At 57.7% G+C, this 12,506-nt stretch carries 13 protein-coding genes; 7 read left to right on the top strand and 6 right to left on the bottom strand.

Annotated features, from left to right (window positions below; genetic code table 11):
- The first annotated feature begins 11 nt into the window (after window positions 1–11).
- Window positions 12–1,322, top strand: a complete 1,311-nt coding sequence (gene clcB, locus INF68_RS06610) for a voltage-gated ClC-type chloride channel ClcB (RefSeq protein WP_126786104.1) — start codon at window positions 12–14, stop codon at window positions 1,320–1,322.
- Here the strand turns inward: clcB and bioD are convergent.
- The 3 genes from bioD to INF68_RS06595 form a co-directional block, all read right to left on the bottom strand.
- Window positions 1,257–1,952: a dethiobiotin synthase gene (gene bioD, locus INF68_RS06605; RefSeq protein ID WP_109844310.1), complete on the bottom strand. Its 696-nt coding sequence runs from the start codon at window positions 1,950–1,952 to the stop codon at window positions 1,257–1,259. The genes clcB and bioD overlap by 66 nt on opposite strands.
- A gap of 130 nt (window positions 1,953–2,082) precedes the next feature.
- Entirely contained in the window at window positions 2,083–3,303 is a 1,221-nt protein-coding gene (gene mlc, locus INF68_RS06600; protein ID WP_023311510.1) for a sugar metabolism global transcriptional regulator Mlc, read from the bottom strand.
- A 94-nt stretch (window positions 3,304–3,397) separates the two neighbouring features.
- Window positions 3,398–4,330 (bottom strand): LysR family transcriptional regulator, encoded by a 933-nt coding sequence (locus INF68_RS06595; RefSeq protein ID WP_109844312.1) that lies wholly within the window; start codon window positions 4,328–4,330, stop codon window positions 3,398–3,400.
- Between the two features lie 121 nt (window positions 4,331–4,451).
- Here INF68_RS06595 and INF68_RS06590 point away from each other — a divergent pair, with 121 nt between their 5' ends.
- The 5 genes from INF68_RS06590 to INF68_RS06575 all read left to right on the top strand — a co-directional run bounded on the left by INF68_RS06590 (window position 4,452) and on the right by INF68_RS06575 (window position 9,380).
- Window positions 4,452–5,705, top strand: coding sequence for an MFS transporter (locus INF68_RS06590; RefSeq protein WP_126786105.1), 1,254 nt, complete (start codon window positions 4,452–4,454; stop codon window positions 5,703–5,705).
- Between the two features lie 74 nt (window positions 5,706–5,779).
- Window positions 5,780–7,264, top strand: coding sequence for a carboxypeptidase M32 (locus tag INF68_RS06585; protein ID WP_126786106.1), 1,485 nt, complete (start codon window positions 5,780–5,782; stop codon window positions 7,262–7,264).
- Between the two features lie 549 nt (window positions 7,265–7,813).
- Window positions 7,814–8,278 carry an acid resistance repetitive basic protein Asr gene (gene asr / locus INF68_RS06580; RefSeq protein WP_109844315.1) on the top strand — a complete coding sequence of 155 codons (465 nt, stop codon included), beginning with the start codon at window positions 7,814–7,816 and terminating at the stop codon, window positions 8,276–8,278.
- Window positions 8,279–8,372: 94 nt separating this feature from the next.
- On the top strand, window positions 8,373–8,456 hold the full coding sequence (locus tag INF68_RS23480; protein WP_126786229.1) for a hypothetical protein: 84 nt from the start codon (window positions 8,373–8,375) through the stop codon (window positions 8,454–8,456).
- 102 nt (window positions 8,457–8,558) lie between these two features.
- The gene (locus INF68_RS06575) at window positions 8,559–9,380 is read left to right on the top strand and encodes a serine protease (RefSeq protein ID WP_126786108.1); all 822 of its coding nucleotides are present in this window, start codon (window positions 8,559–8,561) and stop codon (window positions 9,378–9,380) included.
- A 38-nt stretch (window positions 9,381–9,418) separates the two neighbouring features.
- On the opposite strand, the gene mdtI is transcribed toward INF68_RS06575, so the two are convergent.
- Together mdtI and mdtJ are read right to left on the bottom strand one after the other, a co-directional pair.
- Window positions 9,419–9,748, bottom strand: coding sequence for a multidrug/spermidine efflux SMR transporter subunit MdtI (gene mdtI, locus INF68_RS06570; RefSeq protein WP_024909144.1), 330 nt, complete (start codon window positions 9,746–9,748; stop codon window positions 9,419–9,421).
- Window positions 9,735–10,097 (bottom strand): multidrug/spermidine efflux SMR transporter subunit MdtJ, encoded by a 363-nt coding sequence (mdtJ, locus tag INF68_RS06565; RefSeq protein ID WP_023311502.1) that lies wholly within the window; start codon window positions 10,095–10,097, stop codon window positions 9,735–9,737. The genes mdtI and mdtJ overlap by 14 nt, the downstream gene beginning before the upstream one ends.
- Window positions 10,098–10,520: 423 nt before the next feature.
- On the opposite strand from mdtJ, the gene INF68_RS06560 reads away from it, so the two are divergent.
- Window positions 10,521–11,555, top strand: a complete 1,035-nt coding sequence (locus INF68_RS06560; protein ID WP_047742060.1) for an AI-2E family transporter — start codon at window positions 10,521–10,523, stop codon at window positions 11,553–11,555.
- Window positions 11,556–11,558: 3 nt separating this feature from the next.
- Here the strand turns inward: INF68_RS06560 and INF68_RS06555 are convergent, their stop codons facing one another.
- Window positions 11,559–12,506 carry a zinc-dependent alcohol dehydrogenase family protein gene (locus INF68_RS06555; RefSeq protein ID WP_126786109.1) on the bottom strand — a complete coding sequence of 316 codons (948 nt, stop codon included), beginning with the start codon at window positions 12,504–12,506 and terminating at the stop codon, window positions 11,559–11,561.

The following is a 12,506-nucleotide window of genomic DNA, read 5'->3' as shown; positions in this document are numbered from 1 at the left end:
AAACGCGCCCCATGCAACGTCTTCATACGTACCCCGACATCCGCGCGATGTTTCGCCGGCTGCTGATTGCCACCGTCACCGGCGTGCTGGCCGCGCTGGCCGTAGCGGTATTCCGCCACAGCATGTACCTGCTGGAGTGGCTGCTTCTCAGCAACGACAGCGGCAGCCTGGTGAATGCCGCCGCGTCGCTCTCGCCCTGGCGGCGCGCATTGACGCCCGCACTGGGCGGGCTGGCTGCCGGTCTGCTGCTCTGGGGATGGCAGCGTCTGACCGCGCAGCGGCCCCATGCCCCCACCGATTACATGGAAGCGCTGGAGACAGGAGACGGCCAGTTTGACTTCGGCGCCAGCCTTGTGAAATCCCTTGCGTCGCTGCTGGTCGTGGCCAGCGGAAGCGCCATCGGGCGTGAAGGGGCGATGATCCTGCTTGCCGCCCTCGCCGCCTCCCTATTCGCCCGGCGCTTTACGCCCAAATCCGAATGGAAATTATGGATAGCCTGCGGTGCCGCCGCCGGGATGGCCAGCGCCTATCACGCCCCCCTGGCCGGAAGCCTGTTCATCGCGGAAATTCTGTTTGGCACGCTGATGCTGGCCTCGCTCGGCCCCGTGGTTATCGCGGCGGTGGTGGCTCTTCTCACCACGCAGCTCCTGGCACCGGGCGCGGGTACGCTTTACGCGGTCCATCTGAGCGGCATCCTCACCGCGGCCGATTATGCTCTTCTCGTCGCGATGGGGCTGGTGGCGGGCCTTTGCGGACCGCTGCTAATGTGGCTGATGGACTTCAGCCACGGGCTTTTCCTGCGTCTCAAGCTTTCACCGCCGTGGCAGCTGGCGCTGGGCGGTGCGATCGTCGGGCTGCTGTCTCTCCTCACGCCGAAGGTGTGGGGGAATGGCTACAGCGTGGTACAGGCTTTTCTGCTCGCCCCGCCGCTGCTGTCGGTGATTGCCGGGGTGTTTGTCTGTAAACTGCTGGCGGTAATGGCGAGCAGCGGATCGGGCGCGCCCGGAGGGGTGTTTACACCTACGCTGTTTGTCGGTATGGCGACGGGAATGCTGTTCGCACAGCTGTTCGCGCTGTGGCTGCCGGGCTCTGAGACGGCGATTTTGATGGGTCTGGCGGGGATGGCAACGCTACTTGCCGCGACCACGCATGCGCCCATTATGTCGGCGCTGATGATCTGTGAAATGACCGGGCAGTATTTTTTACTGCCCGGCCTGCTGGTCGCCTGCGTGGTGGCGTCCGTGCTGTCGCGGACGTTACGCCACGACTCGGTCTACGGTCAACACGCCACCGAGGGCAGAGAGATCGATGTACTGCGCTAGCTCGCGCTGCTCGGCGCGCGGCAGGTAAGGCAGTTCACCCACCAGCGGTCCGGGCAGTTTTTTGCTCAGCACGTCGATGATCTCCGCGTAGTGCGCCAGGCCTGGATTGATGCGGTTTGCTACCCAGCCAATCAGCGGCAGGCCGTCATTGGCGATCGCCTGCGCCGTCAGCAGCGCGTGGTTGATGCACCCTTCCTGGATACCCACCACCATCACCACCGGAAGCTGTTCCTGCACAACCCATTCAGAAAGCGGGCGCAGGTCGTTCATGAGGCTGCGCCAGCCGCCTGTCCCTTCCACCACCACGTGGTCCACCTTTTCGCTCAGGTTCGCCAGGCCGTCGGACAACAGGGGATAATTAATCAGGCCGCTGTGCGCTACGCTGCTCTCCTCTTCGCTTAACGCAATGGGATTGACCGCGTGATAAGGCAGTTCCAGTGACGAGACGCTTAGCAGCACCAGGGCGTCTTTATTACGCAATCCCTCTGGCGTCTCTTTACTGCCTTTTGCGACCGGTTTGTACCCTGCCACGCGTTTACCGCTTGCTGCCAGCGCCTGCAGCAATGCGCGGGATACGACGGTCTTGCCGACAGAGGTATCTGTACCAGTAACAAAGAAACGCTTAAGCATGACTCACTCCACCTCTTGGGTATGCTTCGAAAATATAAACCAGGTAAATAATTCAGTGGAGGAAGTCTACGGGATGCGTGCGCTACCCGGCTTGAGATAGCGCAATTTTTCTTACATCTGCGGAAAAGAGTTAACCCTGCAACAGGCGGATCAACAGCGAGCCGTTATACATGGCATCTTTGACCAGCGCCGCGCCGGCCATGGTTCCCTGGTTGGAAAACTGTGTGCTTTCTACCGCAATATTTTTGCTGTAGGCGGGAAGCGACTGCTGATGGATACAGGCCGAGATTGCCGGGAAGAGGATCTCCGCCGCCTGGCTCAGCGGTGAGCCAATAAGGATTTTTTGTGGATTGAAGAGGTTCACCATAATGGCCAGAATGCGGCCAACGTTATTACCCACGCCGGTAATAATGTCCTTCGCCAGCAGATCGCCCTGGCGCGCGGCGGCGCAGAGGGAATCCACCGTTAAGGGTTGTCCGTGCAGCGAGGAGCTCATGGACTGGCTGAGCCTGACCTGCGCCAGCTCAAGCACGCTTTCCACGCTGGCAATGGTCTCCAGACAGCCGTGGTTCCCGCAGTAGCAGCGCTTGCCGTACGGATCGACCTGGGTGTGGCCAATTTCCACCAGGCTACTGCTCCCGGCGTGGAGAAGACGTCCGTCGGTAATCACGCCCGCCCCAACGTTATGGTCGATGACCACCTGAATCACATCCCGCGCGCCGCGCGACGCGCCAAACAGCGCCTCCGCCATCGTCCAGGCGCTGATGTCATGCTGAATATAGACCGGCACGCCGGTATGATTTTTCAGCACCTCACCCAGCGGCATCTCTTTAACATCGTCGTAAAACGGCATGCGGTGAACAATACCATTTTCGGTATCAATAATTCCCGGCATGGTGATGGCAATCGCCGTTAAGCGTTCAAGCCGCTGCTGATGGCGGATAAAGAAGTGATCGATATGCGAGACAATCGCGTCGAGGAGCGGTTCCTCCGCGTTGAGCGGCAGTTCAAGCCGGTCTTCCACCACCAGCTTGCTGCTCAGGTCGCGCAGCGCAAGGAAGATCTCCCCCCGGCTGATGCGCAGTGACAGGTAGTGCCAGGCTTCCGTTTCAACCACCAGCCCGACTGCCGGACGGCCACGGCTGCCCGGCTCCTGAATTTCCGTCTCCTGAACCAGGTGCGCTTCCAGCATCTCGCGGACAATCTTGGTGATACTGGCAGGTGCCAGTTGTGCCAGGCGCGAAAGATCGATACGCGAAACCGGACCAAGCTGATCAATCAGGCGATACACCGCGCCAGCGTTGGTCTGCTTAATCTGATCGATATGCCCTGGCTGACTATCAGCAACCACCTCGTACTCCCTTATTTTCGAGCTTCGAAATAAACTGTTTGCTATGGTGAAGCACTTCCATGGCCGTCGTCAAATATTTACTTAGCCATGTGATTTACCGCACATTTTTACCCTCTTTTCCGTGAAAATGCCGCCCGGCAGAGGCGCTCATTAGCTGCTGTTTGAAGCGCTGTGCGGCATGGCTCTGTTCACGATGTTTTGACCACACCAGCCACATTTCGGAAACGGCATCCTCTTCGGCAATGGTCACCCAGCGCATTTCGCGCAGCTGCACCCGCTTAAAGGAGGCCGGAAGAATAGAAACGCCCAGACCGGCCGCGACCAGGCCGATAATAGTCATCGCTTCCCCTACCTCCTGAGTGATGACCGGGGCAAGATCGTAGCGGCGCATCAGTCCCAGGATATCGTCATACAGACCCGTTCCGACCTGCGGGTCAAAAAAGACAAAGGGCTCTTTTACCAGCTCTGCCAGCGAAACCGACGGACGCGACGCCAGCGGGTGATCGTGCGGGATCATAGCCATTAGAGGCTCGCGCAGGATCACCTCCCACGCCAGCGTGTCCGGCAGCTGGGTGTTACGCATCAGCCCCAGATCCAGCGCCCCCTCATTCAGCGGGGCAATCTGCTCGCGGGTGTTGATTTCGCGCGTCTGAATGTGAACATCCGGAAAGTGGCGACGGAATGACGAAAGGGTCTCCGAGACGGCGCTGATGAACGGCGCGGAAGAGGTAAACCCGATTCGTAACTCTCCGGCTTCTCCGAGATAGAGCCGTTCTGCACGGGCGGCGGCGTCATCGACCATGCTCAGGATTTGTCGGCTGTCGATCAGGAACTGCTTACCCGCCGCCGTCAGGCTCACGCTTCGGTTGGTGCGGGCCAGAAGGCGCGCCCCGACCTGCTGCTCCAGGATCTGAATCTGCTGGCTTAACGGTGGCTGAGAGATATTCAGCCGTGCCGCCGCGCGGCCAAAATGCAGCTCCTCGGCGACGGCAACAAAATAACGAAGATGACGCAGCTCGATATTCATATCTTTAAAGTATCATTTGAGATTATTAATATATTAGACAGAATATTTACATTTTCCTACCCTGAACAGGTGGTCATACCCGTCACCAGAAATCACGGGGATGTTTAAGCAAGGAAACAGTGTGAGCCGTACAACGACTATTGATATCGATCCGGCAAGAGATATCAATGATTTACCCGCAGCACCGCAGCCGGTCCAGTTCATTAAACGTGGTACCCCCCAATTTATGCGCGTCACGCTGGCGCTCTTTTCCGCCGGTCTGGCCACCTTCGCCCTGCTCTATTGCGTTCAGCCGATCCTGCCCGTCCTCTCGCATGAATTTGGCGTATCGCCTGCCAGCAGCAGCGTTTCACTCTCTATTTCTACCGGCATGCTGGCGATTGGCCTGCTCTTTACCGGGCCGCTGTCCGACGCCATTGGCCGTAAACAGGTGATGGTGACCGCGCTGATGCTGGCCTCAGTCTGTACGTTACTCTCGACCATGATGACCAGCTGGCACGGTATTCTGGTGATGCGCGCGCTGATTGGGCTCTCGCTCAGCGGCGTGGCGGCGGTCGGGATGACTTACCTCAGCGAGGAGATCCACCCGAGCTTTGTTGCCTTCTCTATGGGGCTTTACATCAGCGGGAACTCGATTGGCGGGATGAGCGGACGCCTGCTGAGCGGGGTCTTTACGGACTTCTTTAGCTGGCGTATTGCGCTGGCGGTCATCGGGTGTTTTGCGCTGGCATCGGCCCTGATGTTCTGGAAAATCCTGCCAGAATCGCGCCATTTCCGCCCGACCTCTTTGCGCCCAAAAACGCTGTTTATCAACTTCCGCCTGCACTGGCGCGACAAAGGTTTGCCGCGCCTGTTTCTGATGGGATTCCTGCTGATGGGCGCCTTCGTCACGCTGTTCAACTATATAGGCTACCGCCTGATGCTCTCCCCGTGGCATCTGAATCAGGCCGTTGTCGGTTTGCTTTCTGTGGCCTATCTCACCGGCACATGGAGCTCGCCGAAGGCCGGGGCGATGACCGCACGCTATGGACGCGGGCCGGTGCTGCTGGTATTCACGGGCGTGATGTTACTCGGCCTGCTGCTGACTCTCTTTTCCTCGCTGTGGCTCATCTTTGCCGGAATGCTGCTTTTCTCCGCCGGGTTCTTCGCCGCCCACTCGGTCGCCAGCAGTTGGATTGGCCCGCGCGCGCGTCGCGCCAAAGGTCAGGCATCGTCTCTTTATCTGTTTAGCTATTACCTGGGGTCCAGCATCGCCGGGACGCTCGGCGGCGTGTTCTGGCATAACTACGGCTGGAACGGCGTGGGCGGGTTTATCGCGCTGATGCTATGCGCGGCGCTGCTGGTGGGCACCAGTTTGCATAAACGTCTGCATTAACATTCCAGCGCCTTCGTGTTTAAATCAAGCCGATGCTAATTTTTGTCATCGGCTGATTCAGACACGAGGACTTCATGAAAAACAATAACTACCAACAACTCACCCGCACCTTCCAGCGTCTTTCCCGCTTCTCGCACCTCTCCTCCATCGCCAGCTGGGACATGTTCACCATGATGCCGCCAGGCGGCAGCGCCGCGCGCGGCGAGGCACTCGCGGAAATGAGCGTCCTGCAACACCAGATCCTGACCGATAAAAAAGTCGGCGACCTGTTAGCGGCGGCGGCAGGTGAGGATCTGAATGATGTCGAACAGGCCAATCTGCGCGAAATGACGCGCCAGTACCAGCAGGCTACCCTGCTGCCGGAATCGCTGGTGGAAGCGAAATCCATGGCAGGCAGCAAGTGTGAACACGCCTGGCGCACGCAGCGCCCCGCCAACGACTGGCAGGGTTTTTCCGCCAACCTGAAAGAGGTGGTCAAACTCAGCCGCGAAGAGGCTCGCCTGCGGGCCGAAGCCAAAGGCTGTACGCCGTACGACGCGCTGCTGGACATTTTTGAACCCGACATGACCAGCGCGCGTCTGGACGTTCTGTTCGGCGATATGAAGTCCTGGCTACCGGATCTGCTGGCAAACGTGGTCGAAAAACAGGCTCAACGGTCGTTTATTCCTCCCCAAGGCCCTTTCCCGACGGCAACACAGCGTGAGCTGGGCCTGGAAGCCATGAAGATGCTTGGCTTCGATTTTAACGGCGGTCGCCTGGACGTGAGCGCGCACCCGTTCTGCGGCGGCGTCCCGGAAGACGTGCGCATCACCACGCGCTATGACGAGGATGAGCTGCTCAGCGCGCTGTTTGGCGTGATCCACGAAACAGGACACGCCCGCTACGAACAAAACCTGCCGCGCGCGTGGGCAGGACAGCCGATTTCCCTGGCGCGCTCAACCGCGATCCATGAGTCACAGAGCCTGTTCTTTGAAATGCAGCTGGGGCGCAGTGAAGCCTTCCTCAGGCATCTCCTCCCTGCGGTACACGCCCGCTTTGGCAGCCAGGCGGCGTTTAGCGAAGAGAACTTTATTGCCTGGAACCAGCGCGTCAAACCTGGCTATATCCGCGTCGATGCGGACGAAGTGAGCTACCCGGCACACGTGGTGTTGCGCTATGAGATTGAGCGCGCGCTGATCAACGGCGAGATAGAGGTGGACGATATTCCCGCCCTGTGGGATGAGAAAATGCAGGCCTGGCTCGGATTATCCACCAAAGACAACTACCGCAACGGCTGTATGCAGGATATCCACTGGACCGACGGCGGTTTTGGTTACTTCCCGTCATACACGCTTGGCGCTATGTACGCCGCGCAGCTGTTCCATGCCGCCAGAATCGCACTGCCGGGTCTGCAGGCCTCCATCGCCGAAGGCGATTTTTCCGCACTCTTTGAGTGGCTGCGTCAGAACATCTGGCAGCACGGCAGCCGCTTCAGCACGTCGCAATTAATCACCCAGGCGACGGGCGAAGATCTGAATATCCGTTACTTCCGCGAACATCTGACCTCGCGCTATTTGTAATCTGTTTGGCTGGGGTTGAGGCACCTCCAGTGAATTTTTTAAGCAGAAGCGATACAGATTTTCGAAGCGTAATGATTGACTCGCAGCGATGCCCTGGTCCGGCTGTAAATCGCTGAGGCGTTTCCTGCAGGCCGGGGCGAGGCGCATGGATGCGCCGAGAGGGCGGGCTTTACAGGGACGTTTCCTCCGCCCGTCCCCGATAAGCCGGAAGGAATAAGCCGAAGGTACCGCGCAGCGGCGATTTACCGCCGGGAGCCCGGGTCGCCAGGGTGGTGGCGATTGAGCCACCCTGGCACGTTCACCGGTCACGTCGTTACAGAGTAGCAAGAAACATTAAGTGAACGGAATGACCACTACAGCCGTATGTTCCCCCTCACCCCAGCCCTCTCCCTCAAGGGAGAGGGGGTCGTCCGTGCAGAACCCCGGTAATGTACATACGGTTACACGCCGATACCAATCACTCACGGAAACCTCGAATTTACAGGGATATAGTTATTTCAACGGCCCCGCAGTGGGGTTAAATGAAAAACCAAATTCGAGGGTATGAGAATGAATAAAGTATTAGCTCTGGTTGTTGCCGCTGCTATGGGTCTGTCTTCTGCTGCATTTGCTGCTGACACTACCGCAACTGCTGCACCGGCTGCCGCGCCTGCTGCAACCACCACCGCTGCGCCAGCAAAAGCGGTTCACCATAAGAAACACCACAAAACTGCAGCGAAAAAAGAAGCCGCTGCACCAGCAACCGCAGCACCAACCGAGCAGAAAGCTCAGGCTGCCAAAAAGCACCACAAAAAAGCCGCTAAACCAGCTGTAGAGCAGAAAGCACAGGCTGCTAAAAAGCACCACAAAAAAGCAACCAAACCGGCTGTAGAACAGAAAGCTCAGGCTGCTAAAAAGCACCACAAAAAAGCAACCAAACCAGCTGTAGAACAGAAAGCTCAGGCTGCTAAAAAGCATCACAAAAAAGCAGTAAAACACGAAGCTGCTAAACCAGCTGCACAGCCAGCTGCGTAAGAGTACAAGCTTAACCGTGCCCTTCGGGGCACGTTGGTAAACCGGCGCTGAACCGGAACAGGTTCCGCGCCGTTTTTTTATTTCCGGAGGGCGTATGCTGCGACGCTATCGGTTTGAGCTGATTCTGATCCTGCTTATTTTATGCGCGCTCATCACCAGCCATTTTTATCTTTCCTGATTGTAGCACGCTGATTTTACTCCCACTTTAGCGCTGTCCCGTCTATAGTATTTTCATAGGGTTCACTTTTAATAATCATAATTACCCCCACCAGAGTGTGATATGCGTAAATCTGTTGTGTTGTTACTGGGAACGTTTGGTCTTTTTTCTGGATTCTCACATGCGGATGATGGCGGTGATGACACCATTAGCGCGAAAGAGCTGAAGACGCTTTTTTTCGGTCATGACGATCGTACGCGCGTCGCCGATCCCACCCAGGCCCCCTGGGATGCTATAGGCCAGCTGGAAACCGCCAGCGGTAACTTATGTACTGCGACGCTGATCACCCCGCAGCTTGCCCTGACGGCAGGCCACTGCCTGTTAACGCCGCCAAACGGCAAGCCGGATAAAGCCGTTGCCTTGCGGTTTGTGTCGCAAAAAGGGACCTGGCGCTATGAAATCCACGGCATTGAGGGACGGGTTGATCCGTCTCTCGGCAAACGCCTGAAGCCGGATGGCGACGGCTGGATAGTGCCACCGGCGGCCGCCTCGTGGGATTTTGGCCTGATCCTTTTACGCTACCCGCCTTCGGGCATTACGCCGCTGCCGTTATTTGACGGCGACAAGGCCGCCCTCACCGCCGCGCTGAAAGCCGCCGACCGAAAGGTGACGCAGTCAGGCTATCCTGTCGATCATCTGGATACGCTCTATACGCACACAGACTGTATTGTGACGGGCTGGGCGCAAAACAGCGTACTCTCGCATCAGTGCGATACGTTGCCGGGTGACAGTGGTTCACCGCTGATGCTGAAAACAGACAAGGGCTGGCAGTTGATTGGTGTCCAGAGCTCTGCCCCGGCGGCAAAAGACCGATGGCGCGCCGACAACCGCGCCTTGTCCGTTACCGGTTTCCGCGACCAGCTGGAAGCGCTGGCTACACAGTAAGCCAGCGCGGAGGCCTGAAACTAAGGATCGCAACGTTATCAGGCGAGTTTTATCATGATCATGCCGGCAAGCAGCAAGATGAGCCCCATCCAGCCCTTGTTGTTTAAGCGCTGGCCGAAGAGCACCCAGCCTGCGGCCAGCGTGGCGGCGATACCAAAACCGCCCCACAGCGCATAGGCCACCGACAGATCGATCCCTTTTACCGCCTGGGACAGGGCGCTGAACGCCCCCAGAACCGCGGCAATCGACATCAGGCCGTACAGTTTACGGCGAAAACCATCGGAGAATTTCAGCAGAACGTTCGCCAGGATCTCCAGCACGATGGCGAGCCCCAGCCAGGCCGCATGAACCCACTCAAACTGTTGCATGGTTCTGCTCCTTCTGCTGTTTGCCAGGCTTACGGGTACCCGATTTAATCAGAACAATACCCGCGACCAGCGTCGTTAATCCGGCGACCTTCATTGTTGTTAATGTTTCGTCAAATATCAGCACGCTGAACAGCGTAATCAACAAAATACCGATCCCTTCCCACAGTGCATACGCGACGCCCAGCGCAATTTTTTTCACCGCAAACGAGAGGAAAATATAAGAAAGCGAAATCATCACCAGCATCAAAATAAAACCGGTGTTGCCATCGCTGACGCTTGCCCATTTCATAGACAGCGTGCCGGTAATTTCAGCGACGATAGCCAGCGCTAATAGGATCCAGTAAAACATGTTTTTCTCCTGCTTGAGAATATAATCCATCGTGGCCCGCTGCGTGCAGCAAACCCAAAAAAAAACGAATTGAAATCAGATAGCTAAGCGCTTAGCGCCAGCTCAGGCAGAAGAAATGACTATAGTGCGGTGCGCCAGTGTTGCTCACCAGAAAGCAGGCAGAAGGAGGTGGAGTAGACAGCGGTATTGTTTGAAGAGTACGTCCTGAACATATTGTCCATAAAATTACAATTATCCGCGTTGTTGCTTCTCGTCTTTGCGGATGAAAATTGTCCTCGGTAGTTAAACACACCAGATTTGTACCATAAGCCAGGATTTTACTCAAAGTCTTTGCAATTCTTTACCCATACCGTTTGATTTTGGTTAGTTTATTGCAACGCCTTTCACCTTTATTATAAATATAAAGAAAAATTCGGAGTCACCATGGCTAAACCCATTATTACCCTGAACGGGTTAAAAATTGTCATCATGCTGGGCATGCTGGTGATCATACTGACGGGCGTTCGTTTTGCCGCCGACATTATTGTGCCCTTTATTCTGGCCCTGTTTATCGCTGTGATCCTTAACCCGCTGGTACAGCGCATGACGCGCCTGCGCATCCCGCGCGTGCTGGCGATAACGCTGCTTATCAGCATCATCATTGTGGCGATGGTCTTGCTGGTGGCGTATCTGGGGACCTCGCTCAATGAGCTGGCGCGAACGCTGCCGAAATACCGTTCTTCGTTGGCGATACCGCTGCTGCAGCTGGAACCCTGGCTGCAGCGCGCGGGTATCGAAGTCTCGGTTGAGGAGCTCCTGAAATATATCGACCCCAACGCGGCCATGACGATCGTCACCAGCCTGCTGGCGCAGCTTTCCAATGCCATGACCTCCATTTTCCTGCTGTTTTTAACGGTGGTGTTCATGCTGCTGGAGGTGCCGCAGCTGCCGGCAAAGCTGCAGCAGATGATGGTCCGTCCGGTTGAAGGCATGGGGGCGATTCAACGTGCGCTGGACAGCGTCTCCCGCTATCTGGTGCTGAAAACGGCGATTAGCCTGGTCACGGGAGGTGTCGTCTGGGCGATGCTTCTGGCGCTGGACGTTCGCTTTGCCTTTGTCTGGGGGTTACTGGCGTTTGCGCTTAACTACATTCCCAACATCGGCTCCGTGCTGGCGGCGATCCCCCCTATCCTTCAGGTGCTGGTTTTCAGCGGGCTTTATGATGCGCTGATCCTGCTGGCAGGATACCTGGTCATCAACCTGGTGTTCGGTAACATTCTTGAGCCACGCATGATGGGGCGAGGGCTGGGACTCTCCACGCTGGTGGTCTTTTTATCCCTGATTTTCTGGGGCTGGCTGCTCGGGCCCGTTGGGATGCTGCTCTCCGTCCCGCTGACCATTATCGTTAAGATTGGCCTGGAACAGACGGCGGGCGGGCAAACCATCGCCGTGCTGCTGAGCGATATGAGCCATAAATAGCGGTCAGTCCGCCATCGACAGGAGGGGCTTGCGGGTCCTTCCCCCTTCGCGATACGTACCGATCGCCCTCCGCCATTCCGCCAGCGGATACACCGTGACGTCGCTGTACCCGCTGGCGGGCAAATTAAGCCAGATGCGGTCAAACTCCGCGCGCCACGCCTCAGCGCTGAGCGCATCCAGACCGTTTCGGATATGGAACCACGCCACGCGCGGCGCGGGCCGTTGCTGTCTGAACGTTTGCCCGGAGAGCAGCCCGTAGCAGACAAACATGCCCTGCTCGGGCATCGCGCTGAGGATCGCTTCCGCCAGCGGCCCGCCGGTGGCATCGTAGACAACGTCGGTGTGCGCGGCGACGGCGCCAATCCGCTGCGCGTCATGCTGCGCGACGGGAATGATACCCATCGCCTCCAGCCGTTCAGCGTGAACGGGGGAACGGTGGATCCCGTACACGGCTTCCGCTCCTGCCTGACGTGCCCACTGCCCCAGCAGAATGGCGCAATCCGACCCGGCAGCCGTTAGCAGCACCCGCTTTCCTTCAGGCGGATAGCGGGTAAGCATCATCTGCGCCGCCAGCGGGTTGATATAGGCCCGTGCGGCCAGTTGTGCGTCAACAGCGTCCGGAACGGGGATAGCATACTCTGCCGGGCAATCAACATAGCGCTGCCAGGTGCCTTGACCGCGCAGCGGCAGGACGCGTTTACCCAGCAGATGCGCAAACGACGCGGGCGCGTCGGTGACAATGCCGACACCTTCATACCCCGCTACCGCCGGTAACGGGGTTCTGTGGCGGTAGGCGCCGGTAATGGGAATAAGATCGGATGCGTTCACCGGAGAAAACAGCATTCGCACGCGGAGATGACCCGGCGCAAGCGCCCCCAGCGGCGCGGTTTCAGATTGCAGAACGGTTTCTGGCTCGCCAAAACGGCAATACCAGAGGGCCAGATTTTCCAT

The organism is Enterobacter cloacae complex sp. P16RS2 (assembly GCF_014982155.1).
GTDB classification, from domain to species: Bacteria; Pseudomonadota; Gammaproteobacteria; order Enterobacterales; family Enterobacteriaceae; genus Enterobacter; species Enterobacter cloacae_M.
Note: the sequence above shows the minus strand (reverse complement) of the source record. Positions and strands in the feature narration are given on the sequence as shown.

What these genes read in the sequence shown, in the direction of transcription:
- clcB (WP_126786104.1), top strand. Translation starts at nt 12, where the DNA reads ATGCAACGTCTTCATACGTACCCCGACATCCGCGCGATGTTTCGCCGG.
- bioD (WP_109844310.1), bottom strand. Translation starts at nt 1,952, where the DNA reads ATGCTTAAGCGTTTCTTTGTTACTGGTACAGATACCTCTGTCGGCAAG.
- INF68_RS06595 (WP_109844312.1), bottom strand. Translation starts at nt 4,330, where the DNA reads ATGAATATCGAGCTGCGTCATCTTCGTTATTTTGTTGCCGTCGCCGAG.
- INF68_RS06585 (WP_126786106.1), top strand. Translation starts at nt 5,780, where the DNA reads ATGAAAAACAATAACTACCAACAACTCACCCGCACCTTCCAGCGTCTT.
- asr (WP_109844315.1), top strand. Translation starts at nt 7,814, where the DNA reads ATGAATAAAGTATTAGCTCTGGTTGTTGCCGCTGCTATGGGTCTGTCT.
- INF68_RS23480 (WP_126786229.1), top strand. Translation starts at nt 8,373, where the DNA reads ATGCTGCGACGCTATCGGTTTGAGCTGATTCTGATCCTGCTTATTTTA.
- INF68_RS06575 (WP_126786108.1), top strand. Translation starts at nt 8,559, where the DNA reads ATGCGTAAATCTGTTGTGTTGTTACTGGGAACGTTTGGTCTTTTTTCT.
- mdtI (WP_024909144.1), bottom strand. Translation starts at nt 9,748, where the DNA reads ATGCAACAGTTTGAGTGGGTTCATGCGGCCTGGCTGGGGCTCGCCATC.
- mdtJ (WP_023311502.1), bottom strand. Translation starts at nt 10,097, where the DNA reads ATGTTTTACTGGATCCTATTAGCGCTGGCTATCGTCGCTGAAATTACC.
- INF68_RS06560 (WP_047742060.1), top strand. Translation starts at nt 10,521, where the DNA reads ATGGCTAAACCCATTATTACCCTGAACGGGTTAAAAATTGTCATCATG.
- INF68_RS06555 (WP_126786109.1), bottom strand. Translation starts at nt 12,506, where the DNA reads ATGGAAAATCTGGCCCTCTGGTATTGCCGTTTTGGCGAGCCAGAAACC.